Source organism: Polaromonas sp. AET17H-212, from assembly GCF_002379085.1.
In the GTDB taxonomy this organism is placed as follows: Bacteria; Pseudomonadota; Gammaproteobacteria; order Burkholderiales; family Burkholderiaceae_C; genus Polaromonas.
In genome coordinates this window covers 131,487-158,081 of sequence record NZ_NBZW01000003.1, presented here as the reverse complement: position 1 = coordinate 158,081, position 26,595 = coordinate 131,487, and the positions used below count along the sequence as shown (strand labels likewise).

The window sequence follows — 26,595 nt, the reverse complement described above, 5'->3', positions numbered from 1 at the left end:
CGTTTGTCCATGTCGTGGTGACCCCGCGCCGGGACCGATGGGGTGCAATGCTATTGCGTGTTCCGGAATCCCGAATGCGCGTGGTCACGGTGAGATCAACGTAGAACCCAAGCATCAAAAGGAGATTTTTATGACTGCCACTCTTTACCAACGACTGGGCGGGGCGACCGGCATGACGCGGCTTGTAGATGATGTGGTTGCCGCGCATTTGAGCAACCCCATCGTCAAGACCCGGTTCGAGAACGTCAAGGACCTGGATCATCTCAAGCAGATGGCGTGCGAGTTTTTCAGCGCCGGCTCCGGCGGCCCCGAAGCCTACACGGGCAAGGACATGCTCGCCACACACAAAGGCATGAACATCAGCGAACAGGAGTACCTGGCCGTGACGGATGACATCGTTGGGGCCATGAACAAAAACGGCATCGAAGAGGATGCGAAGAAGGATGTCATCGCGATCCTTTACTCACTCAAGGACCAGATCATCCGCGTCTAAAAATGCGTCCAATCCCACGCCGGGCGCGGACGCGCCGCTAGCGGCATGCCGATCCGCTGGCCATTCGGTTGGGCGGCAATGCCGCTGCTGATCACTTTCAACCAGAAGAAAAATCACCATGAAGGAACCGAAAAATAGCGGTGGCCCTTGAGCAGTTGGATATGGCCGCTACAACACCATGTCTGTCATTCCGCAGACTTGTAACCATCAAAAGGAATTCCCCATGACAGCTGCACTTCACCAACGACTCGGCGGGGCCGAGGGCATCACACGGCTCGTGGACGACGTCATTGCCGCACACCTGGCCAACCCCCTCGTCAAGAACCGATTCGAGCAAATCAAGGACATGGCACCTACCAAGCAGTCGGTGCGCGAGTTTCTGACTGCCGGCCTGGGCAGTCCCCCAACCTACACCGGCAAGGGCATGCTCGGCGCCCACAAGAGCGCGAACGTCAGTGAGCAGGAGTTCCTGGCGGCGATAGATGACATCGTTGGAGCGATGAACAAGAATGGCATAGACGAGGAGTCGAAGCAGGACATCCTCGCCATTCTCTAGTCGCTCAAGGACCAGGTCATCCACGTGTAAAAAGCGGCGGGATGAGGGGTCGAAAACGGCCTCCAGGCCCGACTCCGAGCTGCACCCTGCCGCCGCTTGCTGGCGACCCCGCATCAATGCCGTCGCGGTGAGATGTGCCCCGTGGGATCCATCCGCGACAACCTTCAATCCCCCTTCCATGAACAGGAGAAAAAACATGACACAAAGATTCGAATCCCGTCGTTACGCAGCCGCTGCGGTATTGGCATTTGCGGCGCCGTTGAGCTGGGCGCAGGCCAGCCATCCCATGATGGGCGATCCCGACAAGCTGAACTGGGCGGCGGTGCCGTCCCTGCCCAAGGGCGCGCAGCTTGCGGTGATCGAGGGCCCCATGAACGAAGCCGTGCCGTTCACGGTGCGGCTCAAGTTCCCCGCCAATTACCGGATCCCCCCGCACTGGCACCCGGCGGTGGAACGCGTCACGGTGCTCTCGGGCACCTTCAACATGGGTGCCGGCGACAGCTTCGACAGCAGCAAAACGCAGGCGCTCAATGCCGGTGCGATTGCGATCATGCCCGCCCAGAGCCGCCACTTCGCGTGGACCGCCAGCGAAACCGTGGTGCAGCTGCTCGGTACCGGTCCCTGGGGCATCACCTACGTCAACCCCGCTGACGACCCCAGGGCGAAATAAACCCCCTTGTCCAAGGAGAAAACACATGGAAACCATATCCCCCCCACCGGTCGCCGATCTGGCGGCGGTCAAGCTCAAGCAAAAGGCGGCCTGGTCTGCCGGCGACTATGCCGTGATTGGAACAACGCTGCAAATCGTCGGAGAGAACCTGTGCGAAGCGCTTGATTTGCGTGCCGGCGAGCGCGTGCTCGATGTCGCCGCCGGCAATGGCAACGTCACGCTGGCGGCGGCACGGCGCTGGTGCGACGTTGTATCCACCGACTATGTGGCCGCCTTGCTCGAACGGGGTCAGGCGCGGGCAAGCGCCGAGGGCCTGGACATACGGTTTGAAGAAGCCGACGCCGAGAACCTGCCTTACGCGGACGCATCGTTTGATGTCGTGCTGTCCACGTTCGGCGTGATGTTCACGCCCAACCAGGAACGGGCAGCGAGTGAACTCGCCCGCGTGTGCAAGCCGGGCGGCAAGATCGGCCTGGCGAACTGGACGCCGTCCGGCTTCATCGGCCAGCTGTTCAAGGTGATCGGCCGTTACATCCCGCCTGCCGCTGGCGTCAAGCCTCCATCGCTCTGGGGCACCGAAGAACGCCTGCGCGAGCTGTTTGGCGAGCGCATTGCCAAGCTCGACGCGGTGCGCCAGAATTTTGTATTCCGCTACCGCACGCCGCAGCATTGGCTGGAGACGTTTCGCACCTACTACGGGCCGATGAACAAGGCGTTCGGCGCGGTGAACGCCGCCCAGCAGGAGTCGCTAGCCGCGGATCTGATCCAGCTTGTGCAACAGTTCAACCGCGCAACCGATGGAGCGATGCTCGTACCGAGCGAGTACCTTGAAGTGGTGATCAGGAGGCGATGACGCCGGGCTCGCTGACGGGGCGGAAACGGATAAAAAAACCAGACCGCCCCAGTCAGAAAATCGCTGCCTGAGTCAGCAGGACAGCTCTTCAGTGCTGCAGGATCTTGTTGAGGAAGTCGCGCGTGCGCTCCTGGCGGTTTTCGGGGTGGCTGAAGAATTCGTCTTTCGAGCAGTCCTCGAGGATCTTGCCGCCCACGTCCATGAAAATCACGCGGCTGCCGACCTTGCGGGCAAAACCCATCTCGTGCGTGACCACCATCATGGTCATGCCCTCGACGGCCAGGCCCATCATGCAATCGAGCACCTCGCCGACCATTTCGGGGTCGAGCGCCGAGGTCGGCTCGTCGAACAGCATGGCGATCGGGTCCATGCTCAGCGCACGGGCAATCGCCACGCGCTGCTGCTGGCCGCCCGAGAGCTGGCCGGGAAACTTGTCCTTGTGCGCCATCAGGCCCACGCGGTCCAGGTATTTCAGGCCGTGCGTTTTGGCCTCGTCAGGCTTGCGGCCCAGCACCTTGATCTGGGCCAGGGTCAGGTTTTCGGTCACGCTCAGGTGCGGAAACAGCTCGAAATTCTGGAACACCATGCCGACGCGCGAGCGCAGCTTGGGCAGATCGGTCTTGGGATCGTGCACGGCCTGGCCGTCCACGTAGATCTCGCCCTTCTGGAAAGGCTCGAGCGCGTTGATGGTCTTGATCAGCGTCGATTTGCCCGAGCCGGACGGGCCGCAGACCACGACCACCTCGCCCTTCTTGATGCTGGTGCTGCAGTTGTTGAGCACCTGCACGGCGCCATACCATTTGGAAACTTCTTTGAGTTCGATCATCTTGGTTCTCCGGGAAGCGGGTGCGATGGGTTGTTAGCGAATGATGGCGATCTTGTTTTGCAGCTTCTTGACGACATACGACAAGCCAAAACAGATCACGAAATAAACCACGGCGGCCAGCAGGTAGGCCTCTTCAGGACGGCCATAGATCTTGCCGGCGGTCGTCAGGCCCTTGAGCAGGTCGTAGGCGCCAATGGCGTAGACCAGCGAGGTGTCCTGGAACAGGATGATGGTCTGCGTCAGCAGGATGGGCACCATGTTGCGGAAGGCCTGCGGCAGCACGATCAGGCGCATGTTCTGCGCATAGGTCATGCCCAGCGCGCGACCGGCGTTGACTTGGCCGCGTGAAATCGACTGGATGCCGGCGCGCATGATCTCGCTGAAATAGGCGGCCTCGAAGGCAATGAAGGTGATGATCGCTGAAATCTCGGAGCGGTTGTTGGCACCGCCGGGAATCATGTCGAAAAAAGCGGCAGGCATCAGTAGGTAAAACCACAGGATCACCATGACCAGCGGCACCGAACGCATGCCGTTGACGTAGAAAGTGGCGGGCAAGGTCAGGGCCTTGATGCCGGACAGGCGCATCAGCGCCAGCACGGTGCCCAGCAGGATGCCGCCTATGGTCGCAATCACCGTCAGCTCCACGCTGAAAATGAAACCCTTGATGACGAACTTGGAAATGATGTCCCAGTTCAGGAAGCTCATGTCGAGACCCAGCATGTCAGTGCCCCCCACCGGTGCTGCCGGCCACGATGTAGCCCGGAATCTGGACCTTTTTCTCAACAAAAGCCATGACGCGATTGACCGCGAAGGCTGAGATGGCATAGAGCACGGTGACGGCCAGGTAGACCTCCACGCCGCGCGAGGTTTCTTCCTGGGCCTGCATCGCAAACATGGTCAGCTCGGCAATCGAGACCGCAAAGGCGACGGAAGAGTTCTTGAGCAGGTTCATCGACTCGCTGGTCAGCGGCGGGATGATGATGCGCAGCGCCATCGGCAGGATCACGTAGCGGTAGGTCTGGGCGGTCGTGAAACCCATGGCCATGCCGGCATAACGCTGGCCACGCGGCAGGGCCTGGACGCCGGCGCGGACCTGCTCGGCAATCCGTGCCGAGGTAAAAAAGCCCAGCGCAAACACGACCAGCAAAAAGCTCGGTACCTGCTGCATGAAAGGAAACATCTTGGGAACGACGAAATACCAGATGAAGATCTGCACCAGCAAAGGCACGTTGCGAAAGACCTCGACCCAGACATTGGCCAGCCGCACCAGCCAGGGGCTGTTGGGGAGCGTGCGCAGCGTGCCCATCAGGCCACCGGCCAGCATGGCCACGACCCAGGAACAGCCCGCCACCGCCAGGGTCCAGCCCCAGGCATCGAACATCCATGCCAGATACGTCCGGCCGCTACCGTCGTCATTCAGAAAAACCTGCCAATCCCAATTCATGTTCTCTCCCGCCAGGAATTTTTTACTCTCTCAACCGGCAGCCCGCGCCGCATTGCGTCCGCAAAGCTCCCAGTAAACAACAAACCCCGCCGGCAAGATCACAGACGGGGTTTGAGGTTCAGCTCAAGCCAGGATTATTTCTTGGCGTAGTCTTCCATCGGCTTGTCGTTGGGGTTGGCCCAGGCCGCCTTGGTGCTGTCGCTGACAGCCAGGCCGACGCGGCTGTTCTTCGGTGGGATAGGCTGCATGAACCATTTGTCCCAGAGCTTGTTGATTTCGCCGGTCTTGATCAGGCCCTTGATGGTGTCTTCGCCGATTTTCTTCAGGGCGGCATCGTCCTTGCGAACCATGATGGCAATCGGCTCGACACTCAGGACCTCGCCGACGATCTTGAAATCAGCCGGGTTCTTGGCCGTGGCAATGTTGCCGGCCAGGATGGAGCCGTCCATCACGAAGGCGTCGGCACGGCCGGACTCGAGCAGCAGGAAGCTGTCCGAGTGGTCCTTGCCGAACACCTCCTTGAAGTCAATGCCCTGGGCCCGCTCGTTCTTGCGCAGCGTCTGCACGGACGTTGTACCGGTGGTGGTGGCCACGTTTTTGCCGTTGAGCTGGGCAATCGAGGTGATGCCGGAGTTGGCTTTCACGGCGATGCGGACTTCTTCCACAAAGGTCGTTGGCAGGAACGACACGTCCTTCTGGCGGGTGGCGTTGTTGGTGGTCGAGCCGCACTCGATGTCCACCGTGCCGTTTTGCACGAGCGGAATGCGGTTCTGCGAGGTCACTGGCAGGTATTTGATCTCGAGCTTGCGGCCCACGGCCTTTTCAAGGTTGGCGATCACGCGCTGGCAGATTTCAACGTGGTAACCGGCGTACTTGCCGTCACCCAGGGTATAGGACAGGGCGCCCGAGGAATCGCGAACACCCATGGTCACCACGCCGGAAGCCTTGACTTTGGCGACGGTGTCGCTGGCCTGGGCAAATGCGCCGCTGGATGCAAGCAATGCGACGGTTAGAGCGGCTAGTTTGAGTTTCATGGAGAGTTTCCTTCGGGTTAAATGAAAAGGTTGGTAAATGCCATTCTAAGGAGTGGGTCCCGGGGCGACCCCCAAGGTTTACCCCAGCCCTGAAAACAGCATCGAGAGGACGGGACAGTTCCGGAAAGGGGTCAACGCACACGAAGCGGGAAAAGCTGGCAACACCGGGGAAGCGTCAGAAAGGTTGAAAGCCGTCAGCGGATCAAACAAGAGAAAGTCCCCAAGATAGTGCACGTTGATTGGATGGAACCAGGATGACCTGACAAGCAGTCTTTGTGCCAACCCGTCACCTGCCTGCGCAGGGCTCTCTGGAGTCACGCCAACGCCCTGGCAGAACGTGACGGACTGTAAATTTACGTTCGGTGAAAAGCCAATGCTGTTTGCGTGCAGCATTATGCATATTATTTATAACCGCTAAGGGTTGCTACCAAGTCGCGCTTTGCCGAGAGGCCGCGGCTGGGCCTGGCTTTCCAGGTAATGCCACAGCGCTTGCGCCGGGCTTTTGGCCGTGGCCTTGCCGGCCGGCCGCTCGCGGTAGACGCGCAGGTCCATGGTCATTTCCAGATCCTCGCCGGCACTGACCAGCTTTTTGGCGCGCAGCTCCTTCTTGACGGCGCTGAAGGGCAAAAAGGCAATGCCGTGGCCTTCCAGCGCCATGGCCTTGAGCCCCTCCGCCATGTCGGTCTCGTAGACCCGGTCCAGGTGGATGGCGGTGCTTGACTGCTTGAGAATCAGGTCGACCATGCGCCCCAGGTAAGCCCCGGGGGCATAACCCAGGTAAGGCAGGGGCTGGCCGGCCCGGCCCGGCAAGCGGAACAGGGGCGTGCCGTCGGCCTCGGCCTTCACGAAAGGCGCCAGCACTTCCTGCCCCAGGCTGATCATCTCGTAACGGTCGGCATCCAGCTGGAAGGGCTGCGAGTCGTGGTGGTAGGCAATCAGCAGGTCGCAGCTGCCCTCGACCAGGCGCAACACCGCGTCATGCACGTTGAGCGCAATCAGCCGGCTCTTGATGGGGCCGAACTTTTCGCGCAGGCTGCTGACCCAGGCCGGGAAGAAGGTGAAGGCCAGCGAATGCGGCACGGCGAATTCGATGACGTCATGCGCGGCCGAGTTGTGGCCGCGCAGCATGGCGCGCGTCGACTGCAGGCCCTGCAGCATCTCCAGCGACTGGCTGTACAGGGTTTCACCGGCCGGCGTCAGCCGGGTCGGGTAGGAGCTGCGGTCCACCAGGTCGGTGCCGGCCCAGGCTTCGAGCGCCTGGATGCGGCGTGAAAACGCCGGTTGTGTCACGTGGCGCAGCGTGGCCGAGCGGCTGAAGCTGCGGGTTTCAGCGAGACTGACGAAATCTTCCAGCCATTTGGTTTCCATACCTAGAAACCGTAGTTGGACGCGCCCAAGTGGGCCGTCATGGGGTGGGCTGGCAAGGCGAGACGACGCTGCGGGCTGATGCCCGCAAGGAGGAGCCACGCCGCCAGCGCGCGCCAGGGCGGCTCAATCGGGTGCGTAGCGCTGTCACCTGAAAGGAGAACACGTGCGTGAGTCAATAAGTGTGTGGTCATGCGGCTCTTCCAGCGGAATATGAGCGGTCAACTGCGGTTTCTAGGTTTAAGGATTATGCGAGTTGACGGCAGACCGGGGCCTACGGGGAATCCCACGGTGCGACCAGATGGCGGCCAGGCAGGAAAAGATGGTTTTTATGGCTGATCGCCCGGGGACTGGCGGATTGCTATCAAATAAGTAGCTACTTGCGAGCGCAGCTATTGGGCTACAGCCCGAAAACATTCAAGGTTTACTCGGAACTCTGCTGCAGGGCCCACATGGACGCATAACGGCCGCCCAGGGCCAGCAAGGCGGCATGGGTGCCGCGCTCGATGATCTGCCCGGCCTCCATGACCAGGATCTCGTGCGCGTCCACCACCGTGGACAGCCGGTGGGCCACCACCAGCGTGGTCTTGTTTTCGGCGATGCTGCGCAGCTCGGCCTGGATGGCACGCTCGTTGGCCGAGTCCAGCGCCGAGGTGGCCTCGTCAAAAATCATGATGGGCGGATTTTTCAGCAAGGTCCGGGCAATCGCCACGCGCTGCTTCTCGCCGCCCGAGAGTTTCAGGCCGCGCTCGCCGACCATGGTGGCGTAGCCCGCCGGCGTCGAGCTGATGAAGTCGTGGATGCGCGCGGCACGCGCGGCCTCTTCCACCTCGGCGCGGCTGGCGCCGGGCTTGCCGTAGGCGATGTTGTACTCGACCGTGTCGTTGAACAGCACGGTGTCCTGCGGCACGATGCCGATGGCCTGGCGCACGCTGGCCTGGGTCAGGTGCTTGATGTCCTGGCCGGCGATGGTGATGCGGCCCTGCTGCACGTCGTAGAAGCGAAACAGCAGGCGTGCCAGCGTGGACTTGCCGGCCCCCGACGAACCGACCACGGCCACCGTCTTGCCCGGCGGTATCACGAAGCTGATGTTGTGCAGGATGGGCCGGGACGGTTCGTAGGCAAAACTGACTTTTTCAAAACGCACTTCCGGCGAGGTCTGCAGGACGAGCGCCGGCGCGCCGGGCTGGTCGGCGATCTCGCGCTCGCGCTCCATCAGGTTGAACATCTTGGACAGGTCGGTCAGGCTTTGCTTGATCTCGCGGTAGAGCACGCCCAGGAAGCCGAGCGGAATGTAAAGCTGGATCATGAAGGCGTTGACCATGACCAGGTCGCCCAGCGTCATGCGGCCGTCGACCACGCCCTGGGTTGCGCGCCAGAGCATGGCCACCAGGCCGGTGGCAATGATCAGCTGCTGGCCGGTGTTGAGCAAGCTCAGCGAGGTCTGGCTCTTGACAGCGGCGCGGCGGTAGCGCTTGAGGTTTTCGTCGTAGCGCTGCGCCTCGAACTCTTCGTTGTTGAAGTACTTGACGGTTTCGTAATTGAGCAGCGAATCGATCGCGCGGCTGTGCGCCGAGGAGTCGAGTTCGTTCATTTCCTTGCGGAACTTGGTGCGCCATTCGGTCACCGTCACGGTGAAGGTGATGTAGAACACCAGCGCGATGATGGTGATGCCGGCAAACCAGACGTCGAACTTGACCGCCAGCAACGTGAGCACCAGCGCCACCTCGATCAGGGTCGGGATGATGCTGTACAGCGAATAGGAAATCAGCGAATGCACGCCGCGGGTGCCGCGTTCGATGTCGCGCGTCATGCCGCCGGTCTGGCGCTCGAGGTGGAAACGCAGGCTCAGCGCATGCAGGTGGCGGAACACTTCCAGTGAAATGCGCCGCGCTGCGCCCTCGGTGGCCTTGGCAAACACCAGTTCGCGCAGCTCGGTGAACAGCGAGGTCGACAGCCGGAGCAGTCCGTAGCCCACCAGCAGGGCGACCGGCACGATCAGCACGGCCTGCACGTCGCCGGGCTTGAAGCTCATGGCGTCGACCAGGTTTTTCAGCAGCAGCGGCACACCGACGTTGGCCACTTTGGCGCCCACCATGAAGGCCAGCGCGGCCATCACGCGCCATTTGTAGTCCCAGAGGTAGGGAAACAGGCGCTGCAGGGTCGCCCAGTCGGAGCGGTTCAGCGCGGGTTTGGCGGGGGCGCCCGGGACGGGCGGTGTTTCGGCGGCGGGGGCATAGGAGCGCATCGGAGACAATTGTCCTGTTGTTTCAATTTTCCAATACCGATTGTGCCTATGTCCAACGAAACTGGCCTTCCCTCCCACGCCCCGAACGTCAAGCTGCCTCTCGACAAGGAACTGGTGCTCAAGGTGATTCCGATGCCGGCGGACTGCAACGCCAACGGCGACATTTTCGGCGGCTGGGTCATGGCCCAGGTTGACCTGGCCGGCTCGGTGATCCCGGCGCGTTACGCCGGCGGCCGCATGGCCACCGTTGCGGTCAACGAGTTCATCTTCAAGCAGCCGGTTCGGGTGGGCGACATCCTGTCCTTCTATTCCGAGCTCACGCGCATAGGCCGCACCTCGATGACGGTCAAGGTCGAGGTCTATGCCGAGCGTTTTGGCTCGCAGGGGCGCTACATCAAGGTGACCGAGGCCAGCGTGACCTATGTGGCGATCGACGATGCCGGCCAGCCGCGGCCGGTGCCACCTTCCTCCCTGCCGCGTCCGCTATAGTTCTGATAGCCGCCTTCGACCGCCAGATAAGGGCCGGAGGCCAATTTCATCCTTAAAACTTGCCGTGCCGCCCCTCGCCGCCGGCAAAACGGGCCGCGCCCTGCAGGCCTTCGCCGAGACACTGCCGGCCGCGGTCCCACTCCTGCTTGAGCGCCTGCGGCAAGGGCAGGTCCCACTGCGCATAGGCACTCTGGCGGTCGGCCAGCATCGTCTTCTGCGGAAAAGCCGCGAGTTGCCGAGCCAGCACCAGCGCCGCCTCGCGCGCCGTGCCGGTGGCCACCACCCGGTTGCACAAACCCATCTGCAGCGCCTCCGCCGCCTCGACCTTGCGCCCGGTCAGGATCAGGTCCATGGCATGGCCCATGCCGACCAGGCGCGGCAGGCGCACCGTGCCGCCGTCGATCAGCGGCACGCCGAAACGGCGGCAATACACGCCGAAATAGGCGTCCTCGTCCATGACACGCATGTCGCACCAGAGCGCCAGTTCCATGCCGCCGGCGACGGCCGCGCCGCTGACCGCGGCGATCACGGGTTTGGACAGCAGCAGGCGCGACGGACCCATGGGGCCCGCCGGCTGGCCGTCTTCCGGCTGAAAGTCCAGCCCGGCAAACACGCCGGCGTTGCCGTCCCCGGCCTCGCGCAGCATCTTCGCGCCCGACTGCAAATCCCAACCCGCACAGAAGTGCCCGTGCGCGCCGTGGAACACCGCGACTTTCGCGCTGTCGTCGCCGTCGAAGGCCAGGAAAGCCTTGTACAGGGCCCGCGCATGATCGCTGTCCACCGCGTTGCGCACCTCGGGGCGATCCAGGGTGACGATGGTCACCTCGCCATCCTTCTCTATATGGACTGTCATGTGTCTCCCCACCAGCCGACCCGCGGCGCCGCCAGACAGGCGGCGAGTTCGTCGGCGCTGACATTGATATCCATGCGCAGCAGCGCCGCCGCCATGGACTTGCCCAGGTTGTCCAGCCGCAGGTTGCGCGCACCGCCGCCCTGCAAGGCGTCGTGCAGCACCAGCTTGATCGCCAGGATGTTGGGCAAGGTCCAGCACTCGACGCGGCCGGGCAGCCAGGGTGCGAAGTGTTCCGCCACACGCTGCGCCGTGACCTCGCGCGCCAGCACGGCGTAACCCGCCTCGTTCCAGGCAAACAGGCCGAAGTCCACCCAGTCGGCCTTGTCGCCGCTGCGTGCATGGGCCAGCCGGACGAGCTGGATTTTTTGAGTGAAGGTAGTCATGTCTGCAGCAGCTCCACGCGCGTGTTGGGCTCCACCAGGTTGCGATCGATCAGGGCCGGCCAGATGCCCAGCAACTCACTGGTGTTGTGCAGGCCGTGAAAGCCGCAGGTGTAGGCCGGCCCGCTGAGTCCCATCCACGGGAACAGCCGGCCGAAACCGTCGGCGGCCTTTTTGTCGCGCGTGCGCAGCACCATGCGCACCCAGACTTCGTTGAGTTCGGCCAGTGCCTGCGCATCGGGCAAGGGCGCCAGTGCACCGTGCGCCGAATTCAAACCCGGGAACTCGACAAACAGGGCCTCGTGTGGCACGCCCTTGTCGGCCAGCTGGGTCTTGACCATCTCCACCGCCGCCAGCGCCTTGTCATAGGCATCGGGCCAGCTGAAGCCCCAGGTCACCTCGGCCTTGAAGCCGTCGCGGTAACCACCGACCACCTTGAGCTGACCGGTGCGTGGCTGGCCGGTGGCACCGGTCATGCGCACCCGGTCCTGGCCCAGGTCCTCCAGCCGGACCGTCGACAGGTCCAGCACCACGTCCGGCGACACATAGGCATGCGGGTTGTGCACTTCATACAGCAGTTGCTGGCGCACGGTGTCGAAGTTGATGCGCCCGCCCGTGCCCGGCGCTTTCATGATCACCGCGTCGCCGTCTTCACCGACCTCGGCCATCGGGTAGCCGATGTGGGCCAGGTCGGGAATGGCTTTCCAGGCCTGGGCGCTGCCGAAATTGCCGCCGCTGCCCTGGCCCGAACATTCGAGCAGGTGGCCGACCGCGAGGCCTTGCGCCAGCCGGTTCAGGTCGGCCGGTGTCGCCGTGTCGCCTGCATCGCCGAGATTCCAGTTGAACTCGTGCACCAGCGGCCCCAGAAACAGGGCGGCATCGGCGACACGGCCGGTGATCACGATGTCCGCGCCCTGCTGCAGCGCAGAAACAATCGGCCGTGCACCCAGGTAGGCGTTGGCAAACACCATGCGCTCACGCACGGTATCGAACGGGGCGCCGCTGAACATGTGTGCCGGCGCCAGCCCGCTGACCTGCTGCAACACCTCGTCACCTGTCACCACGGCGACGCGAGCCTGCCAGCCCTTGGCCGCAAAAGCAGCCTGGACGGCGGCCGCGGCACCGGCCGGATTGAGCCCGCCGGCATTGCACACGAAGCGGACCTTGCGCTGCTTCATGGCCGGCCACAAACGCATGAGCATGGGCACCACGTCCCTCGCGTAGCCCAGGGCCGGATCGCGCTGCAGGTCCTTCTGCAAAATGGCCAGCGTCAGCTCCGCCAGATGATCGCTGGCGATGTAGTGCACCCCCCCGCGTTCAATGCTTGCGAGCACCGGTTCCCACGCATCTCCGTAGAAACCCAACCCGGCACCAATCCGGATTGATTTTTTCATTGAATGCAGCTCATGATCAATGCAGTCAGGGTTTAACCGGATCAAAAATCCGCCGCTCCCTTGCCTTCCCGGTGTTAAATTATTTTTACAAAGCAAGTGCTTTGTAAAAATTATTGTGGAGCAAAAGTGCAGTTATTGCAATTAATCATCAGCGGCATCGCGCAAGGCTGCATTTACGGGCTCATCGCCCTGGGTTTTGTCCTGATTTACAAGGCCACCGAAACCGTGAGTTTCGCCCAGGGCGAGCTCATGATGCTGGGCGCCTTTGGCGGACTGGCCTGCATGACCATGCTCGGCTTCCCGTTCTGGCTGGCCATCCTCAGCGCCATTGCCGGCATGGCCCTGTTCGGCGTGCTGCTGGAGCGGCTGGTGATACGGCCCATCCTGGGCCAGCCGGCTTTCTCGATCGTGATGCTGACCATCGGTGTCGGCTACGTGGCGCGCGGCCTGATCACCATGATTCCCGGCATAGGCACGGAGACCCACACCCTGCCCGTGCCCTACAAGGACCAGATCTGGAACGTCGGTGCCCTGGTCCTCAATGTCGAGCAGATGGCCGTGATCGGCAGCACCGCGGTGCTCTGCCTGGCGCTGTTTGCGCTCTTCAAGTACAGCAAGCTGGGCATCGCCATGCAGGCCTCCTCGCAAAACCAGCTGGCAGCGTATTACATGGGCATCCCGGTCAAGCGGCTCAATGGCCTGGTGTGGGGCCTGGCCGCAGCCGTGGCGGCCATCGCCGGGCTGTTGCTGGCCCCCATCACCTTTGTGCACGCCAACATGGGCTTCATCGGCCTCAAGGCTTTTCCCGCGGCGGTGGTTGGCGGCTTCGGCAGCCTGCCCGGCGCCATCGTCGGCGGCCTGATCATCGGCATCGTCGAATCGCTGGCCGGCTTTTATGCGCCGGACGGCATCAAGGACATCGCGGCCTATGTCGTGGTGCTGATCATGCTGATGGTCAAGCCCAATGGTTTGTTTGGCGAAAAACTCAGGAAAAAAGTCTAGCCACGGCGCCTTCGCCGGACGCTTCCCCTGCCGCCATCGTCTCCCGAATAGAAATACAAACATACCAACATGCGATTCATCTTCAAGACCGACTACGGGCAGGACATCAAGCTTGCCAAGCACGGCGGCCATATCTTCTGGTACAGCCTGCTGCTGTTGCTGCTGCTGGCCGCGCCCTGGCTGTTTGCCGAGTACTGGCTGGCCCAGCTGACCTTCATCCTGATCTACGCCATCGCCGGCCTGGGCCTGATGCTGCTGGCCGGGTTCACGGGCCTGTTTTCGCTGGGCCATGCGGCCTTTCTCGGGGTCGGCGCCTATACCCAGGCGGTCATGACCAACGCCGGCGTGCCCTTTCCCATCGCGCTGGCCTGCGCGGCTGGCCTGTCGGCCGCGGTGGGGCTGGTCGTCGGCTTGCCGGCGCTGCGCGTCAAGGGCATTTACCTGGGCATCGCCACCCTGTCCTTCGGTTTCATCGTCGAGGAAGTGTTTGCGCGCTGGGAATCCGTCACCGGCGGCAATGCCGGCATCCACATCAAGGCGCCGGACATGTTCGGCTGGAAACTGGGCAGCGGCGAGGCCTTTTATTTTCTCTGCCTGCTGATCGCCATTGGCGCCACGCTGGGCATCCTCAACCTGCTGCGTTCGCCGACCGGCCGCGCCTTTGTGGCCATCCGCGACTCGGAGATCTCCGCACAAAGCATGGGCATTCACCTGGCTCGCTACAAGACGCTGTCGTTTGCGCTGTCCGCCGGGCTCGCCGGCATCGCCGGCGCCCTGTACGCGCACAAGCTGCAGTTCATCTCGCCCGACCAGTTCAACATCCTGCAGTCGATCGACCTGCTTTTGATGATCGTGGTCGGCGGCCTGGGCTCGGTGCACGGGGCTTTCCTGGGCGCCATCTTCCTGATCTCCATGCCGCAGGCCATTGCGATGGTCAAGGACTACCTGCCGGCCTTCATCGGCCAGGCCCCCGGCCTGCAGGGCCTGGTCTACGGCCTGGTGCTGATTGGTTTTGTGCTGTTTGAACCGCTGGGGCTGTACGGCCGCTGGCTCAAGATACGCACCTACCTGCAGACCTTTCCGTTCTACCGCAAGGGCATGTTCAAACGGCAGAAGTCCTTCCAGAAATCCGACAGGTTGAAATGATGAGTGAAATCCTTCTGTCAGCCAAAAACCTCAGCGTCCGCTTCGGCGGGGTACTGGCCGTGAACAATGTCAGCTTCGATGTCCGGCAGGGCGAGGTGTTCACGCTGATCGGCCCCAACGGAGCCGGCAAGACCACCGTGTTCAACCTGATCAGCCGCATCTACACGCCGACCTCGGGCGACATTGACTACATGGGCACCAAGCTGACCAGCCAGCCGCCGCACAGGATCGCCGCGCTGGGCATCGCCCGCACCTTCCAGAACATCGAGTTGTTCGAACACGCGACGGTGCTGCACAACCTGCTGATCGGCCGGCACACCCACCGGCAGACCGGCCTGTGGAGTGAAATTTTCTTCACGAAGAAAACGCGCGAGGCCGAAATCCAGGCGCGGGAAAAGGCCGAGCAGATCATCGACCTGCTGGACCTGCAGCACCACCGCGATTCCTTTGTGGCCGGCCTGCCCTACGGCGTGCGCAAGGTGGTGGAGCTGGCCCGGGCACTGTGCACCGAACCCAAACTGCTGCTGCTGGACGAACCGTCCTCGGGGCTCAACGTGGAAGAAACCGACGACATGGCCTTCTGGATCCAGGACATCAAGAACGAGCTGGGCGTGACCGTGCTGATGGTGGAACACGACATGACCCTGGTCTCCAAGGTATCCGACCGCGTGCTGGCGATGAACCAGGGCGAAGTGCTGGCCATGGGCACCCCGCGTGAAGTCCAGACCGATCCTGGCGTGATCGAGGCCTACCTCGGTTCCATCGACGACGTGTCCTCGCTACGCCGGCAACACAAGGCTGTCGACCTGCACACGGAGGTACGCTCATGAGCGCCGTGCCCCCCCCTGTGAGCGATCAGCCCGTGCTCAAGCTGCTCAACGTCGAGAGCTCCTACGGACCGATCAAGGCCATACGCGGCGTCAGCCTGCAGGTGCGCCGCGGCGAAATCGCCACCGTGCTGGGCTCGAACGGCGCCGGCAAGACCACCATCCTGAAAACCATCTCCGGCATCATCGACCCGCGCAAGGGTTCGATCGAGTTCAAGGGCGGCAACATCACGGCGCAGGACCCGGCCTACATCGTCCAGCAGGGACTGAGCCATGTGCCGGAGGGGCGGGAAGTGTTCCCGCTGCTCAGCGTGCGCGACAACCTGCTGATGGGCGCCTACACCCGCAAGGACCGCGACGGGGTGGCCAGGGACATCGAGCTTGTGTTCGGCTATTTCCCCATCCTGCGTGAGCGTGCGCTGCAGGACGCCGGCCTGCTCTCCGGCGGCCAGCAGCAGATGTTGTCGATCTCGCGCGCCCTGATGGCCTCGCCTGACCTGATCCTGCTCGACGAGCCCAGCCTCGGCCTCTCCCCCAAGCTGACGAAAGAAATCTTCGAGATTGTGGTGCGCATCAACCGCGAACGCGGTACCACCATCTTGCTGGTAGAGCAAAACGCCAACATGGCCCTGAATGCCTCCGACTACGGCTACGTGCTGGAAAACGGCCGTATCGTGATGGAAGACACCTGTGCCCGGCTACGGGAAAAGGAAGACATCAAGGAGTTCTATCTGGGCATGAAGGAAGACGGTGTGCGCAGCGAGCGCCGCTGGAAAAAGAAGAAGACATGGCGGTGAAGACCATGCATCCCAGAGCCAATTTCACCTGCGTGTGTCATTGCGGACCGGCTCCGCAATCCATGTCCCATGAACCCCATTTGCGCGCGCGGCATGGATCCCGGATCAGGTCCGGGATGACAGCCGTGTGGAGAAACGTATGAGCAACCTTTGGGATCTCTCCCACATCCAGCCTGAAACCCGCGTGGTGCTTGAGGGTGACACCATTCCGGCAATGTTCTGGAACGGCGTCGCCCAACGCCAGGACAAGGTCTGGATGCGGCAGAAAAAACTCGGCATCTGGCGCAGCTGGACCTGGAACCAGACCGGCGAGGCCGTGCGCGAGATTGCCGGCGGCCTGATCAGCCTGGGTTTTGCCAAGGGCGAATGCGCCTCCATCCTCTCGAACACGGTCATCGAATGGGTGCTGGCCGACCTTGCCGTGCTCAGCTGCGGCGGTGTGGCCAACGGCATCTACCCGACCGACGCCGCCTCGCAGGTGCACTACCTGTGTGAAGACTCGCGCACCACGCTGCTGTTTGTCGAAGACGATGAACAACTGGACAAGGCCCTGGAAGTGCGCAGCGCCCTGCCCGGCCTGCGCAAGATCGTGGTGTTTGACATGGAGGGGCTGCGCGACCTCGACGAGCCCGATGTGATCAGCCTGGCGGCCCTGCGCGAGCAGGGGCGCAGCTACCTCGCCGCGCACCCCGGTGCGGTCGAGGCGCGTGTCAAGGCCTGCCGGCCCGAAGACCTGGCCATCCTCGTCTACACCTCGGGCACCACAGGCAAACCCAAAGGTGCCATGCACAACCACCGGGGCCTGGTGTTCACGGCACGCGGTTACAACACCCTGGTGGCGCAGGACGAAAACGACGAACGCATGTGTTTTCTGCCGCTGTGTCACATCGCCGAACGCATGGGCGGTGAATACTTCGCGATGTACACCGGCGCCAAGCTCAACTTTGTCGAGAATCCCGAGACCATTCCCGAGAACGTGCGCGAAATCGCACCCACCGTGTTCACCGCCGTGCCCCGCGTCTGGGAGAAGTTCTATTCGGGCGTGATGATTGCGCTCAAGGAAGCCAGCCGCCTGCAGCAGGCGGCTTATGCCTGGGGCATAGGCGTGGGCACCGAGATCGCCGACAGGGTGATGGCGGGCCAGCCGGTCAGCAACTGGCTCAAGCTCAAATTCACGATTGCCCGCTGGGTGGCGCTGGACAACGCACGCAAGCTGATCGGCATTCACCGCGCGCGCTTTTGCGTGACGGGCGCGGCGCCGATCTCGCCGGAACTGGTCAAGTGGTACATGGCGCTCGGTGTGCCCATGCTGGAGGTCTGGGGCATGACCGAGACCTGCGGTGCCTCGACCGGGGTTCCGGCCAGCCGCATCAAGCCGGGCTCGATCGGCCCGGCCGCGGGCTTCAACGAGGTCAGACTCGACCCCGCCACCGGCGAAATCCTGGTGCGCGGCACCAACGTGTTCATGGGCTACCTGAACCTGCCGGAGAAAACCGCCGAAACCATCGACGCTGACGGCTGGCTGCACACCGGCGACGTCGGTGTCATGGACGAGGACGGCTTTTTCCGCATCACCGACCGCATGAAAGACATCATCATCACGGCCGGCGGCAAAAACGTGACGCCCAGCGAGCTTGAAAACGAGCTGAAATTTTCACCCTACATCACCGACGCGGTGGTCATTGGCGACAAGCGGCCTTACCTCACGGCCATCGTCATGATCGACCAGGAAAACGTCGAGAAATATGCGCAGGACCACGACGTTCCCTTCAGCAACTACCTGAGCCTGACGCGTTCGGCCGAGGTCCAGGAACTGATCCAGTCCGAAATCGACCGCGTCAACAAGAAGTTTGCGCGGGTTGAACAGATCAAGAAGTTCTTCCTGCTTGAAACGCAGCTGACGGCAGAAGACGAGGAGCTGACCCCGACGATGAAACTCAAGCGCAAGCTGGTCGAGAAGAAATATGCCGAACAGATCGAGGCGATGTACCGGTGAGGCCCCCCGGGTTGTCGACCTGTTTTTTCTGTTTAAGTAGTTTCCCTTGCGTACTTACGCCAGCTTGACTTTCACGGGTTGGCGTCAAGAATGAAGCGATGTGCACACGCCGATTGCCGGCAAGCTGCGTCCCCCATGAACCCCCTCATCACAGGAGCCTCTCGATGAAATTTGGATTCACCCTGGCCTTGGCCGTATTGGCCCTCAGTGCCGGCTCTTCCATGGCCCAGCAGGGCGTGAGCAAGACTGAAATCGTGATCGGCACCATCCAGGATTTGTCGGGTCCGCTGGCAGGTTATGGCAAACAGGCACGCAACGGCATGCAGCTGCGCGTGAACGAAATCAACGAGCAGGGGGGCGTGCACGGGCGCAAGCTCAAACTGCTGACCGAGGACTCCGGCTACGACCCCAAGAAGGCGGTTCTGGCGGCCCAGAAGCTGGTGAACCAGGACAAGATTTTCATCATGGCCGGTCACCTCGGGACGGCTCAGAACAACGCGGCCATGCCGGTCCAGTTCGAGAAAAACGTCATCAATTTCATGCCGCTCACCGCGGCGCGCGAGATGTATGAGCCGACCCACCGGCTGAAGTACGCCTTGCTGAGCTCCTACTACGACCAGATGCGCACCACCCTGCCCCGGATGGTCAAGGACAAGAGTGCCAAAAAGGTCTGCGCGATTTACCAGGACGACGAGTTCGGCCTGGAGGTCCTGCGCGGTGCGGAAGCCGGCCTCAAGTCCATCTCGATGGAAATGACCGAAAAAACCTCATTCAAGCGAGGTGCCACGGACTTCTCGTCCCAGGTGGCCAAGATGAAGGCCTCGGGCTGCGACCTGGTGGTGCTCGGCACCATCATCCGCGAAACCATTGGCACCATCGCCGAATCCCGCAAGAACGGTTTCAACCCCGTGTTTTTCGGATCGGTCGCGGCCTACACCGACCTGATCCACAAACTCGGCGGCAAGGCCATGGACGGCATGTACGCCACCATGTCGGTGCAGAACCCCTACACCGACGAAGCGTCGCAACCAATCCGCTTCTGGGCCAACAAGTACAAGACCAGGTTCAACGAAGATCCCACCGTCTTCTCGGCCTATGGCTACACCATGATTGACATCCTGATCCAGGCGGCGCAAAAGGCCGGCCCCACACTCACGACGGACAGTTTCATCAAGGCCATGGACGCCATGACCATTCCACCCGATATTTTCGGAGCCCCCCAACTGACGTATACCGCCAGGCAGCGCCTGGGCAGCGACCTGTCGCGTCTGTCGCAAATTCAGGATGGCAAGTGGAAGGTGGTTTCGGACTACGTCAAACCCTAGCTTTGCGGCAACCGGCCAGGCCTGGAAGCCTGTCCGGCCTGCACCCGGTTCCAGTGTCAGCTGTTTCCCCCCATCACAAATGGAGATCAATGATGAAATTCAAAACAACTGTGGTACTTTCCGCCCTGGCCCTGGCAAGTACGCTTGCCGGCGCCCAGCAGGGCGTGAGCAAAACCGAGATCACCCTGGGTTCCATCCAGGATCTGTCAGGCCCCATCGCGGGTTTTGGCAAGCAGGCGCGCCTGGGCATGCTGCTGCGTGTTGACGAGATCAACGAGCAAGGCGGCATCAATGGCCGCAAGCTCAAACTCATTGTGGAAGACTCGGCCTACGACCCCAAAAAAGCCGTGCTGGCCGCGCAGAAGCTGGTCAACCAGGACAAGATCTTCATGATGGTGGGCCACATCGGCACCGCGCAGAATCTGGCCGCCATGCCGGTCCAGTTTGACAAGAACGTGATCAACTTCTTCCCGATCACCGCAGCACGCGAAATGTACGAGCCCTTCCACAAGCTCAAGTATTCGTTTGCAGCCACCTACTACGACCAGATGCGCAATGCTGCGCCCAAACTGGCCAAGGAAAAGGGCGCCAAGAAGGTCTGCACGATGTACCAGGACGATGAATTTGGTCTGGAGGTGATGCGAGGCGCGGAAGCCGGCCTCAAGACCATAGGCCTGGAGTTCGCCGAGAAGACGTCCTACAAGCGCGGGGCGACCGATTTTTCGTCGCAGGTAGCCAAGATGAAAGCGGCCGGCTGCGAAATGGTCGTGCTCGGCACCATCATCCGTGAAACCATAGGCGCCATTGGTGAATCACGCAAGACCGGCTTCAGTCCGATCTTCCTGGGCTCCAGCGCCGCTTACACCGACCTGATCCACAAGCTGGGCGGCCCGGCCATGAACGGCCTCTACGCCACCATGACGGTGCAGAACCCCTACCTCGACGAAGCTTCGCAGCCCATCCGTTTCTGGGCCAACAAGTACAAGACCAAGTTCAATGAAGACCCCACCGTTTTCTCGGTCTATGGCTACAACATCATCGACATCTTTGCCAAAGCCGCCCAGAAAGCCGGTCCCAACCTGACGACGGAGAGCTTCATCAAGGTCATGGACACCATGAGCATCCCGCCCGACATGTTCGGCAGCGCACCGGCCAGCTTCTCCCCGACCAAACGCCTGGGCAGCGATGCCTCGCGCCTGTCGCAAATCACCGACGGCAAATGGAAAGTGGTCTCCGACTACATCAAGTAAGCGGACTGCGTCTGTCCTCAAAAGCCGCCTGCGGGCGGCTTTTTTCATGACACGATGTAAGCGCCCGCCCCGGTGGACAACAGCTGGCCATCGGCGCCGAGAAACTCCATGCGGGTGCTGGCCACGCGCGAACCCAGGCGCAGGACCTCGGCGCGCAGTTCAAAAAACTCGCCGATGGCGGGCCGCAAATAGTCCACCCGCAAATCGATTGTGCCGAGTTTGGAAAAGCGCTGCATGCGCTGTGCGGGTGGCTCGTCCATGTGGCGTGCACCGATCGCCGCCATGATGGCCAGGCCCGCCATCGCGTCGAGTCCCGCGCTGACCACCCCGCCGTGAATGCGGTTGTAGGCATAGTGGCCCACCAGCGAAGGCCGCATGTCGATGCGGCCAACCACGCCATCGGGGCGGACCGACACCACCTTCAGGCCCAGGGCCTGGTTGAAGACAATTTTTTCTTCAAAAAGTGTTTTCAGGGCAGCGATGAACTCGGGCTCGAAGTCAACGGTGCCGGTGGGTGGTGGGGTGGTTCTGGTCATAGGCCCAATTGTCGTGCAGCCAGGTCTTTCATGATTTCCTCCGCGCCGCCGCCAATCATCATGACCTTGACCTCGCGGTAGATGCGTTCGCTTTTGGTGCCGCGCATGAAGCCCATGCCGCCCAGGATCTGCACCGCCTGGTCGGCGCAGAACTGCATGGTCTGCGTTGCATGGTTTTTCAGCATGCAGACATGGGCGACCCAGTCGGGGCCCTGGTCGCCGGCGTCGGCACGGTCGGCCACCGCATCGACCCAGGCCTGGGTGGAGGCGATGCGCATCTGCATGTCCACCAGCTTGTGGCGAATCACCTGCTTGTCGACCAGTGTGCTGCCGAAGGTCTTGCGCTGGCGCGCCCAGTCCAGCGCCTCGTCGTAACAGGCCTGGGCAAAACCCAGGGCCGCAACCGACATGGCCAAACGTTCGCCGTTGAAGTTGCCCATGATGATTCTGAAACCACCGCCCTCCTCGCCCAGCAAATGGTCGGCCGGCACACGCACGCCGTCAAAACGCAGGTGCGCGGTGTCGGAGCACCACCAGCCCATTTTTTCAAGCCGGCTGCGTGACAGGCCCGGGCTGTCGCCGGGCACGAGGATCATGGAAATTCCGCTGGAACCCTTGCTGCCGGCGTCGCCGGTGCGCACCGCCACCGTGATGAAGTCGGCGCGCATGCCCGAGGTGATGAACACCTTTTCGCCGTCGATCACATAGTCGGCGCCGTCGCGCCGCGCCGTCGTGCGCAAGGCCGCCACATCAGAGCCGCCGCCGGGCTCGGTGATCGCCAGTGCCGCAATCTTCTCCCCACGCAGCACCGGCGGAATCACCGCCTGCTGCAGCGCCGCCGATCCATAAGCGAGCACCGGTGGCAGACCGATGTTGTGCGAAAACAGGCTGGCCAGCACACCGCCGCTGCCGCCGTAGCGGCACAGCGCCAGCGTCATCGCGTTGCGCAGCCGCCAGGACGCCGGGCTGCCGCCCAGTGCCTCGGGGTAACCCAGCGCCAGCAGGCCCAGTTCGGCCGCCTGGTGGTACAAGGCGCGCGGAAACTCGCCGGCGTCATCCCACTGGCTGACCTGCGGCGCAATTTCGCGCTGGGCAAAACGCTTGACCGACTCAGCCAGGTCGGCCAGCGCGTCGAGATCGCCGGAGGAAGTGTTCATGCTTCAAACCTCAACAAGACCTGGCCTGGCGCGGTCTGCTGGCCGGGCTCCACGGCCATGGCTGCCACCACTGCATCGCGTGTCGCGCACACCGCATGTTCGAGTTTCATCGACTCGATCACCAGCAAGGTGTCGCCACGTTTGACCGATGCGCCGGCGCTCACCTTGACCGCGATCACCTTGCCATTGAAGGGCGCCCGGAGTTCCATCGCCTGGTTGCCCGAGGCGACCCCGGCCGCCGGTTCCAGACTCGCGTCCTTGAGCCAGACATCGACCGCACCAACCTGCACATGCCAGCGCCCGTCGGCCACCCGGCAAGCCCGCGCCGTACGGCTCAGGCCGTCGAGTGTGACCCGCATCTGGCCGGCCCCGGCAGGCACACAGGTGGCCGCGTGCTGCTGCGTGCCCGATGACACGTCCAGCCCGCCCGCGCCAGTTTCCGTCACGGTGATGGCCAGCACCTGTTCGCCATGCAGCACCCGCAAGGCCTTGCCGAAGGGACAGGGCAAGGCCTGCGCAGCGCCGGCGCCGCCCTGAAAGTGCAACCCCAGGACGGCGGGCAACAACACCTGCGTTTGCTGCTCCTGCAAAGTCTTCCGGATCTCGCCACCATAGTCGGCCAAAAAGGGAATCAGCGCCTGGCCGGCGCGGAACACCGGGTGCACCAGGCACGCCGCCAGAAAGGCGCGGTTGGTCGGCAGGCCCAGCACCTGCGTGCCGGCCAGCGCGGCCACCAGGCGGTCCATGGCCTGCGCCCGCGTGGCCCCATGCACGATCAGCTTGCCGAGCATGGAGTCGTAAAACGGCGTGACCTCGCCACCGGCCTGCAGCGCATGGTCAAAGCGCGCGTGCGCAGGCTCAACAAAGTGCTGCACCCGCCCGGCATGCGGCGAAAAATCATCGTCTTCGGCACACAGGCGCACCTCGATGGCATGGCCGCGGAAAACCACGTCGTCCTGGCCCAGCGGCAAGGCTTCGCCCTGCGCCATGCGCAACTGCCACTCGACCAGGTCCAGGCCGGTCACCGCTTCGGTGACCGGGTGCTCGACCTGCAGCCGGGTATTCATCTCCATGAGGAAAAAATCACCGTTCTCGTCAAGCAGAAACTCCACCGTGCCGGCGCCCACATAGCCGGCCGCCTGCGCCAGCGCCACCGCACAGCCGCCCATGCGTTCGCGCAACACAGGGTCCACCGCCGGGCTCGGCGATTCTTCAATCAGTTTCTGGTGACGCCGCTGCACCGAGCAGTCGCGCTCGCCCAGGTGAATGCACCGGCCATGCGCATCGGCAAACACCTGCACCTCGACATGGCGCGGGCGCAGGAGCGCGCGTTCGAGCAGCAACTCGTCACTGCCAAACGACGACAACGCTTCGGAGCGCGCGCTGTGCAGCGCCGCCTGCAACAGGGACGGCGCCAGCACCAGACGCATGCCGCGGCCGCCGCCGCCTGCCGCGGCCTTGACCATCAGCGGGTAACCCAGTTTGCCCGCCTCGGCCATCAAACGCTGGTCAGACTGGTCCTGGCCCTGGTAGCCGCTCAGGCAGGGCACGTTGTGCTGCAGCGCCAGGTTCTTGGCGCTGGCCTTGTTGCCCAGCGCGCGAATCGCGGCCGGTGGCGGACCGACCCAGGTCAGGCCGGCGTCGAGCACCGCCTGCGCGAACTCCGCGTTCTCGCTCAGGAAACCGTAGCCGGGATGCACCGCGTCCGCGCCGGCCGTCTTCGCGGCGGCCAGCAGCTTGTCGATACGCAAATAGGAGTCGGCCGAGAGCGTGCCGCCCAGCGCCACCGCACTGCCCGCTTCCTGCACATGCGGGGCCTGCGCATCGGCGTCGGAATACACGGCCACGGTGGCCAGGCCCATGCGGTGCGCGGTGCGGATGATGCGGCGCGCGATCTCGCCGCGGTTGGCAATCAGCAGGCGGCTTATGGTGGTGCTGGTCGTGGCAGTCATGCGGCCCACCCGGGCTTGCGCTTTCCGGCAAAGGCCGCCAGGCCTTCGGCGGCCTCGGGGCTGCGCAGGTTTGCTGCAAATTTGATAGCTGCTTGCGCAGGAAAATCGGGGGCCGGGGCCTGATTCAGCATGCAAAGCAAAGCCTTGGTATGGGCCACGGCCCCCGGGGCCGCCCGGCGCAGCGCGCTGATGCGACTGGCTAGAGCGGCCGGCAGATCGTCAGCGACCTCGTCCACCAGACCTTGTGCCAGGGCTTGCTGTGCAGCAAGCTTTTCTCCGGACAGCATCAGCTGCCGCGCCAGCCGGTCACCCAGACGCCGGTGTACAAAAGGCGCAATCTGCGACGGCACCACACCCAGCGTGACTTCGGGCGTGGCAAACACGGCGCGCGGACTGGCCAGCACGAAGTCACCGCAGCACACCAGCCCCAGGCCGCCGCCCATGGCCGGTCCATCCACCGCCACCAGCAGCATCTGCGGCAGCGCGCACAGGGCCTGCAACACATGGCCAAAGCCGGCGTTCATGGCCAGCAGCGGGTCGGTCTGCCCGGGGGGCAAGGCCTGCCCGATCGCCTGGGCAAAACCGCCCAGACTGCCACCGGCGCAAAACGCGCCGGCGCTGCCCTGCAACACGACAAAGCGCAAGGCCCTGTCCTGCGCGGCGCGTGCGCAGGCTTGTGCCAACGCCGCCACCACCTCGTCGGTCAGCGCGTTGCGCGTGGCCGGATCGTGCAGGGTCCAGTGTTCGACCTCATCGGACCGGGTGATCTGCAGCTTGTCGCTCATGGCCGTGGTCATCCTCAGGCCGCGGGTTTCTTGCTGCTTTTGGACAGGCCCATGTACTTGGCGATGATGCCCATCATGACTTCGTCGGCTCCGCCGCCTATCGAAGCCAGCCGGCCGTCGCGGAACATGCGCGCCACCTTGTTTTCCCAGGTGAAGCCCATGCCACCCCAGAACTGCAGACAGGTGTCGGGCACCAGGCGATTCAGCCGCCCGGCCTTGAGCTTGGCCATGGAGGCCAGTTCGGTCACGTCCTGGCCCTGCACGTAAAGCTCGCAGGCGCGGTAGGTCATGGCGCGCAGGCTCTCCACCTCGGTCTTCATCTCGGCCAGCTTGAACTGCACCCACTGCTGGTCGGCCAGCGTGGCGCCGAACAATTTCCGCTCATGCGCCCACTCGACCGTCCAGGCGATGCAGTTGGAAAGCGACTGGATGCAGCTGGCCGCACACCAGAGCCGCTCTTCCTGGAACTGCATCATCTGGTACATGAAGCCCGAGCCTTCCGCGCCTATCAGGTAGCGTTGCGGCACCCGCACCTCGTCGAAATAAATCAGGCCGGTGTCGCTGGCATTCATGCCTATCTTCTTGATCTTCTTGCCGACCTCGATGCCGGGGCGCAGCTTGCCTTTCTCGCGCATGGGCACCATCACCAGGCTTTTGTTCTTGTGCTGCGGGCCGTCGCCGGTGTTGACCAGCATGCACATCCAGTCGGCCTGCAGGCTGTTGGTGATCCACATCTTCTGGCCGCTGATCACATAGTCGCCGCCGTCCTTGCGCGCATGGCTCTTGATGGACGCCACGTCGCTGCCGGCGCCCGGCTCGCTGACACCTATGCAGCCGACCGTGTCGCCGGCAATCGCCGGGGCGAGGAACTCGCGCTTGAGCTCGTCGCTGCCGAAACGCGCCAGCGCCGGGGTGCACATGTCGGTCTGCACACCAATCGCCATCGGGATGCCGCCACAGTCGATGTGGCCCAGCGCCTCGGCCATGGCGACGCCGTAGGAGTAGTCAAGCCCTGCGCCACCGTATTCCTCGGGCTTGGTCAGACCAAGCATGCCCAGATTGCCGAGTTTTTTGAAGACCTCATGGGCGGGAAAAATTTCAGCCGCTTCCCATTCCTCCACATGCGGGTTGATCTCGGCGTCGATAAAACGCTTGAGGGTCTTCTGGATTTCGAGGTGTTCGTGGGTGTATTGCATGGTTGTCTCCTTGAAATTGCG

Annotated in this window: 26 protein-coding genes; 12 read left to right on the top strand and 14 right to left on the bottom strand. The window is 62.9% G+C overall.

Features of this window, described 5'->3' with window-relative positions; translation table 11 throughout:
* Positions 1-130: 130 nt before the first annotated feature.
* The 4 genes from B7G53_RS04780 to B7G53_RS04765 all read left to right on the top strand — a co-directional run bounded on the left by B7G53_RS04780 (position 131) and on the right by B7G53_RS04765 (position 2,572).
* Complete coding sequence (locus B7G53_RS04780) at positions 131-493, top strand: group I truncated hemoglobin (protein WP_096664305.1); 363 nt, start codon at positions 131-133, stop codon at positions 491-493.
* A 223-nt stretch (positions 494-716) separates the two neighbouring features.
* Complete coding sequence (locus tag B7G53_RS04775) at positions 717-1,049, top strand: group I truncated hemoglobin (RefSeq protein WP_096664302.1); 333 nt, start codon at positions 717-719, stop codon at positions 1,047-1,049.
* Positions 1,050-1,245: 196 nt separating this feature from the next.
* Positions 1,246-1,719: a cupin domain-containing protein gene (locus B7G53_RS04770; RefSeq protein ID WP_176491281.1), complete on the top strand. Its 474-nt coding sequence runs from the start codon at positions 1,246-1,248 to the stop codon at positions 1,717-1,719.
* 25 nt (positions 1,720-1,744) lie between these two features.
* Positions 1,745-2,572 carry a class I SAM-dependent methyltransferase gene (locus B7G53_RS04765; protein WP_096664299.1) on the top strand — a complete coding sequence of 276 codons (828 nt, stop codon included), beginning with the start codon at positions 1,745-1,747 and terminating at the stop codon, positions 2,570-2,572.
* A gap of 88 nt (positions 2,573-2,660) precedes the next feature.
* Here B7G53_RS04765 and B7G53_RS04760 read toward each other — a convergent pair whose 3' ends face one another.
* From B7G53_RS04760 to B7G53_RS04730, 6 genes are all read right to left on the bottom strand, one after another.
* Positions 2,661-3,398: an amino acid ABC transporter ATP-binding protein gene (locus tag B7G53_RS04760; RefSeq protein WP_096664296.1), complete on the bottom strand. Its 738-nt coding sequence runs from the start codon at positions 3,396-3,398 to the stop codon at positions 2,661-2,663.
* 33 nt (positions 3,399-3,431) lie between these two features.
* Positions 3,432-4,118 (bottom strand): amino acid ABC transporter permease, encoded by a 687-nt coding sequence (locus B7G53_RS04755; RefSeq protein WP_096664294.1) that lies wholly within the window; start codon positions 4,116-4,118, stop codon positions 3,432-3,434.
* A gap of 1 nt (position 4,119) precedes the next feature.
* A complete protein-coding gene (locus B7G53_RS04750) occupies positions 4,120-4,842 on the bottom strand; it encodes an amino acid ABC transporter permease (protein WP_096664292.1) in 723 nt (240 codons plus the stop codon).
* Positions 4,843-4,976: 134 nt separating this feature from the next.
* On the bottom strand, positions 4,977-5,876 hold the full coding sequence (locus B7G53_RS04745; protein WP_096664289.1) for an amino acid ABC transporter substrate-binding protein: 900 nt from the start codon (positions 5,874-5,876) through the stop codon (positions 4,977-4,979).
* Positions 5,877-6,290: 414 nt separating this feature from the next.
* Positions 6,291-7,244, bottom strand: a complete 954-nt coding sequence (locus B7G53_RS04740; protein WP_096664286.1) for a LysR substrate-binding domain-containing protein — start codon at positions 7,242-7,244, stop codon at positions 6,291-6,293.
* Between the two features lie 421 nt (positions 7,245-7,665).
* Positions 7,666-9,489, bottom strand: a complete 1,824-nt coding sequence (locus tag B7G53_RS04730; RefSeq protein WP_096664280.1) for an ABCB family ABC transporter ATP-binding protein/permease — start codon at positions 9,487-9,489, stop codon at positions 7,666-7,668.
* Positions 9,490-9,537: 48 nt separating this feature from the next.
* Here B7G53_RS04730 and B7G53_RS04725 point away from each other — a divergent pair, with 48 nt between their 5' ends.
* Entirely contained in the window at positions 9,538-9,978 is a 441-nt protein-coding gene (locus B7G53_RS04725; protein ID WP_096664276.1) for an acyl-CoA thioesterase, read from the top strand.
* A 52-nt stretch (positions 9,979-10,030) separates the two neighbouring features.
* Here the strand turns inward: B7G53_RS04725 and B7G53_RS04720 are convergent, their stop codons facing one another.
* The 3 genes from B7G53_RS04720 to B7G53_RS04710 are packed head-to-tail and all read right to left on the bottom strand — an operon-like array spanning position 10,031 to position 12,605.
* Positions 10,031-10,831, bottom strand: coding sequence for a crotonase/enoyl-CoA hydratase family protein (locus B7G53_RS04720; RefSeq protein WP_096664272.1), 801 nt, complete (start codon positions 10,829-10,831; stop codon positions 10,031-10,033).
* Complete coding sequence (locus B7G53_RS04715; RefSeq protein ID WP_096664269.1) at positions 10,828-11,214, bottom strand: AtuA-related protein; 387 nt, start codon at positions 11,212-11,214, stop codon at positions 10,828-10,830. Before B7G53_RS04715 ends, B7G53_RS04720 begins: the two co-directional genes overlap by 4 nt.
* Positions 11,211-12,605 carry an acyclic terpene utilization AtuA family protein gene (locus B7G53_RS04710; protein ID WP_096664267.1) on the bottom strand — a complete coding sequence of 465 codons (1,395 nt, stop codon included), beginning with the start codon at positions 12,603-12,605 and terminating at the stop codon, positions 11,211-11,213. The genes B7G53_RS04715 and B7G53_RS04710 overlap by 4 nt, the downstream gene beginning before the upstream one ends.
* A gap of 126 nt (positions 12,606-12,731) precedes the next feature.
* On the opposite strand from B7G53_RS04710, the gene B7G53_RS04705 reads away from it, so the two are divergent.
* The 7 genes from B7G53_RS04705 to B7G53_RS04675 all read left to right on the top strand — a co-directional run bounded on the left by B7G53_RS04705 (position 12,732) and on the right by B7G53_RS04675 (position 20,948).
* Complete coding sequence (locus tag B7G53_RS04705) at positions 12,732-13,607, top strand: branched-chain amino acid ABC transporter permease (protein ID WP_096664264.1); 876 nt, start codon at positions 12,732-12,734, stop codon at positions 13,605-13,607.
* A gap of 69 nt (positions 13,608-13,676) precedes the next feature.
* Positions 13,677-14,753: a branched-chain amino acid ABC transporter permease gene (locus B7G53_RS04700; RefSeq protein WP_096664260.1), complete on the top strand. Its 1,077-nt coding sequence runs from the start codon at positions 13,677-13,679 to the stop codon at positions 14,751-14,753.
* Complete coding sequence (locus B7G53_RS04695) at positions 14,750-15,583, top strand: ABC transporter ATP-binding protein (RefSeq protein WP_096664257.1); 834 nt, start codon at positions 14,750-14,752, stop codon at positions 15,581-15,583. Before B7G53_RS04700 ends, B7G53_RS04695 begins: the two co-directional genes overlap by 4 nt.
* A complete protein-coding gene (locus B7G53_RS04690; protein ID WP_096664254.1) occupies positions 15,580-16,377 on the top strand; it encodes an ABC transporter ATP-binding protein in 798 nt (265 codons plus the stop codon). The genes B7G53_RS04695 and B7G53_RS04690 overlap by 4 nt, the downstream gene beginning before the upstream one ends.
* A 139-nt stretch (positions 16,378-16,516) precedes the next feature.
* Positions 16,517-18,373, top strand: coding sequence for an AMP-dependent synthetase/ligase (locus B7G53_RS04685; RefSeq protein WP_096664251.1), 1,857 nt, complete (start codon positions 16,517-16,519; stop codon positions 18,371-18,373).
* Between the two features lie 164 nt (positions 18,374-18,537).
* Positions 18,538-19,698, top strand: coding sequence for an ABC transporter substrate-binding protein (locus B7G53_RS04680; protein WP_096664248.1), 1,161 nt, complete (start codon positions 18,538-18,540; stop codon positions 19,696-19,698).
* Positions 19,699-19,790: 92 nt separating this feature from the next.
* On the top strand, positions 19,791-20,948 hold the full coding sequence (locus B7G53_RS04675; protein WP_096664245.1) for an ABC transporter substrate-binding protein: 1,158 nt from the start codon (positions 19,791-19,793) through the stop codon (positions 20,946-20,948).
* A 44-nt stretch (positions 20,949-20,992) separates the two neighbouring features.
* Here the strand turns inward: B7G53_RS04675 and B7G53_RS04670 are convergent, their stop codons facing one another.
* The 5 genes from B7G53_RS04670 to B7G53_RS04650 are packed head-to-tail and all read right to left on the bottom strand — an operon-like array spanning position 20,993 to position 26,574.
* The gene (locus tag B7G53_RS04670; RefSeq protein WP_096664242.1) at positions 20,993-21,484 is read right to left on the bottom strand and encodes a thioesterase family protein; all 492 of its coding nucleotides are present in this window, start codon (positions 21,482-21,484) and stop codon (positions 20,993-20,995) included.
* Positions 21,481-22,641, bottom strand: coding sequence for an acyl-CoA dehydrogenase family protein (locus tag B7G53_RS04665; RefSeq protein ID WP_096664239.1), 1,161 nt, complete (start codon positions 22,639-22,641; stop codon positions 21,481-21,483). The genes B7G53_RS04670 and B7G53_RS04665 overlap by 4 nt, the downstream gene beginning before the upstream one ends.
* Positions 22,638-24,593 (bottom strand): ATP-binding protein, encoded by a 1,956-nt coding sequence (locus tag B7G53_RS04660; RefSeq protein WP_217992588.1) that lies wholly within the window; start codon positions 24,591-24,593, stop codon positions 22,638-22,640. The genes B7G53_RS04665 and B7G53_RS04660 overlap by 4 nt, the downstream gene beginning before the upstream one ends.
* Positions 24,590-25,378, bottom strand: a complete 789-nt coding sequence (locus B7G53_RS04655; protein WP_096664616.1) for an enoyl-CoA hydratase/isomerase family protein — start codon at positions 25,376-25,378, stop codon at positions 24,590-24,592. Before B7G53_RS04655 ends, B7G53_RS04660 begins: the two co-directional genes overlap by 4 nt.
* A gap of 14 nt (positions 25,379-25,392) precedes the next feature.
* Entirely contained in the window at positions 25,393-26,574 is a 1,182-nt protein-coding gene (locus tag B7G53_RS04650; protein WP_096664236.1) for an acyl-CoA dehydrogenase family protein, read from the bottom strand.
* Positions 26,575-26,595: the final 21 nt, after the last annotated feature.

What these genes read in the sequence shown, in the direction of transcription:
- B7G53_RS04780 (WP_096664305.1), top strand. Translation starts at nt 131, where the DNA reads ATGACTGCCACTCTTTACCAACGACTGGGCGGGGCGACCGGCATGACG.
- B7G53_RS04775 (WP_096664302.1), top strand. Translation starts at nt 717, where the DNA reads ATGACAGCTGCACTTCACCAACGACTCGGCGGGGCCGAGGGCATCACA.
- B7G53_RS04770 (WP_176491281.1), top strand. Translation starts at nt 1,246, where the DNA reads ATGACACAAAGATTCGAATCCCGTCGTTACGCAGCCGCTGCGGTATTG.
- B7G53_RS04765 (WP_096664299.1), top strand. Translation starts at nt 1,745, where the DNA reads ATGGAAACCATATCCCCCCCACCGGTCGCCGATCTGGCGGCGGTCAAG.
- B7G53_RS04760 (WP_096664296.1), bottom strand. Translation starts at nt 3,398, where the DNA reads ATGATCGAACTCAAAGAAGTTTCCAAATGGTATGGCGCCGTGCAGGTG.
- B7G53_RS04755 (WP_096664294.1), bottom strand. Translation starts at nt 4,118, where the DNA reads ATGCTGGGTCTCGACATGAGCTTCCTGAACTGGGACATCATTTCCAAG.
- B7G53_RS04750 (WP_096664292.1), bottom strand. Translation starts at nt 4,842, where the DNA reads ATGAATTGGGATTGGCAGGTTTTTCTGAATGACGACGGTAGCGGCCGG.
- B7G53_RS04745 (WP_096664289.1), bottom strand. Translation starts at nt 5,876, where the DNA reads ATGAAACTCAAACTAGCCGCTCTAACCGTCGCATTGCTTGCATCCAGC.
- B7G53_RS04740 (WP_096664286.1), bottom strand. Translation starts at nt 7,244, where the DNA reads ATGGAAACCAAATGGCTGGAAGATTTCGTCAGTCTCGCTGAAACCCGC.
- B7G53_RS04730 (WP_096664280.1), bottom strand. Translation starts at nt 9,489, where the DNA reads ATGCGCTCCTATGCCCCCGCCGCCGAAACACCGCCCGTCCCGGGCGCC.
- B7G53_RS04725 (WP_096664276.1), top strand. Translation starts at nt 9,538, where the DNA reads ATGTCCAACGAAACTGGCCTTCCCTCCCACGCCCCGAACGTCAAGCTG.
- B7G53_RS04720 (WP_096664272.1), bottom strand. Translation starts at nt 10,831, where the DNA reads ATGACAGTCCATATAGAGAAGGATGGCGAGGTGACCATCGTCACCCTG.
- B7G53_RS04715 (WP_096664269.1), bottom strand. Translation starts at nt 11,214, where the DNA reads ATGACTACCTTCACTCAAAAAATCCAGCTCGTCCGGCTGGCCCATGCA.
- B7G53_RS04710 (WP_096664267.1), bottom strand. Translation starts at nt 12,605, where the DNA reads ATGAAAAAATCAATCCGGATTGGTGCCGGGTTGGGTTTCTACGGAGAT.
- B7G53_RS04700 (WP_096664260.1), top strand. Translation starts at nt 13,677, where the DNA reads ATGCGATTCATCTTCAAGACCGACTACGGGCAGGACATCAAGCTTGCC.
- B7G53_RS04695 (WP_096664257.1), top strand. Translation starts at nt 14,750, where the DNA reads ATGATGAGTGAAATCCTTCTGTCAGCCAAAAACCTCAGCGTCCGCTTC.
- B7G53_RS04690 (WP_096664254.1), top strand. Translation starts at nt 15,580, where the DNA reads ATGAGCGCCGTGCCCCCCCCTGTGAGCGATCAGCCCGTGCTCAAGCTG.
- B7G53_RS04685 (WP_096664251.1), top strand. Translation starts at nt 16,517, where the DNA reads ATGAGCAACCTTTGGGATCTCTCCCACATCCAGCCTGAAACCCGCGTG.
- B7G53_RS04680 (WP_096664248.1), top strand. Translation starts at nt 18,538, where the DNA reads ATGAAATTTGGATTCACCCTGGCCTTGGCCGTATTGGCCCTCAGTGCC.
- B7G53_RS04675 (WP_096664245.1), top strand. Translation starts at nt 19,791, where the DNA reads ATGAAATTCAAAACAACTGTGGTACTTTCCGCCCTGGCCCTGGCAAGT.
- B7G53_RS04670 (WP_096664242.1), bottom strand. Translation starts at nt 21,484, where the DNA reads ATGACCAGAACCACCCCACCACCCACCGGCACCGTTGACTTCGAGCCC.
- B7G53_RS04665 (WP_096664239.1), bottom strand. Translation starts at nt 22,641, where the DNA reads ATGAACACTTCCTCCGGCGATCTCGACGCGCTGGCCGACCTGGCTGAG.
- B7G53_RS04660 (WP_217992588.1), bottom strand. Translation starts at nt 24,593, where the DNA reads ATGACTGCCACGACCAGCACCACCATAAGCCGCCTGCTGATTGCCAAC.
- B7G53_RS04655 (WP_096664616.1), bottom strand. Translation starts at nt 25,378, where the DNA reads ATGAGCGACAAGCTGCAGATCACCCGGTCCGATGAGGTCGAACACTGG.
- B7G53_RS04650 (WP_096664236.1), bottom strand. Translation starts at nt 26,574, where the DNA reads ATGCAATACACCCACGAACACCTCGAAATCCAGAAGACCCTCAAGCGT.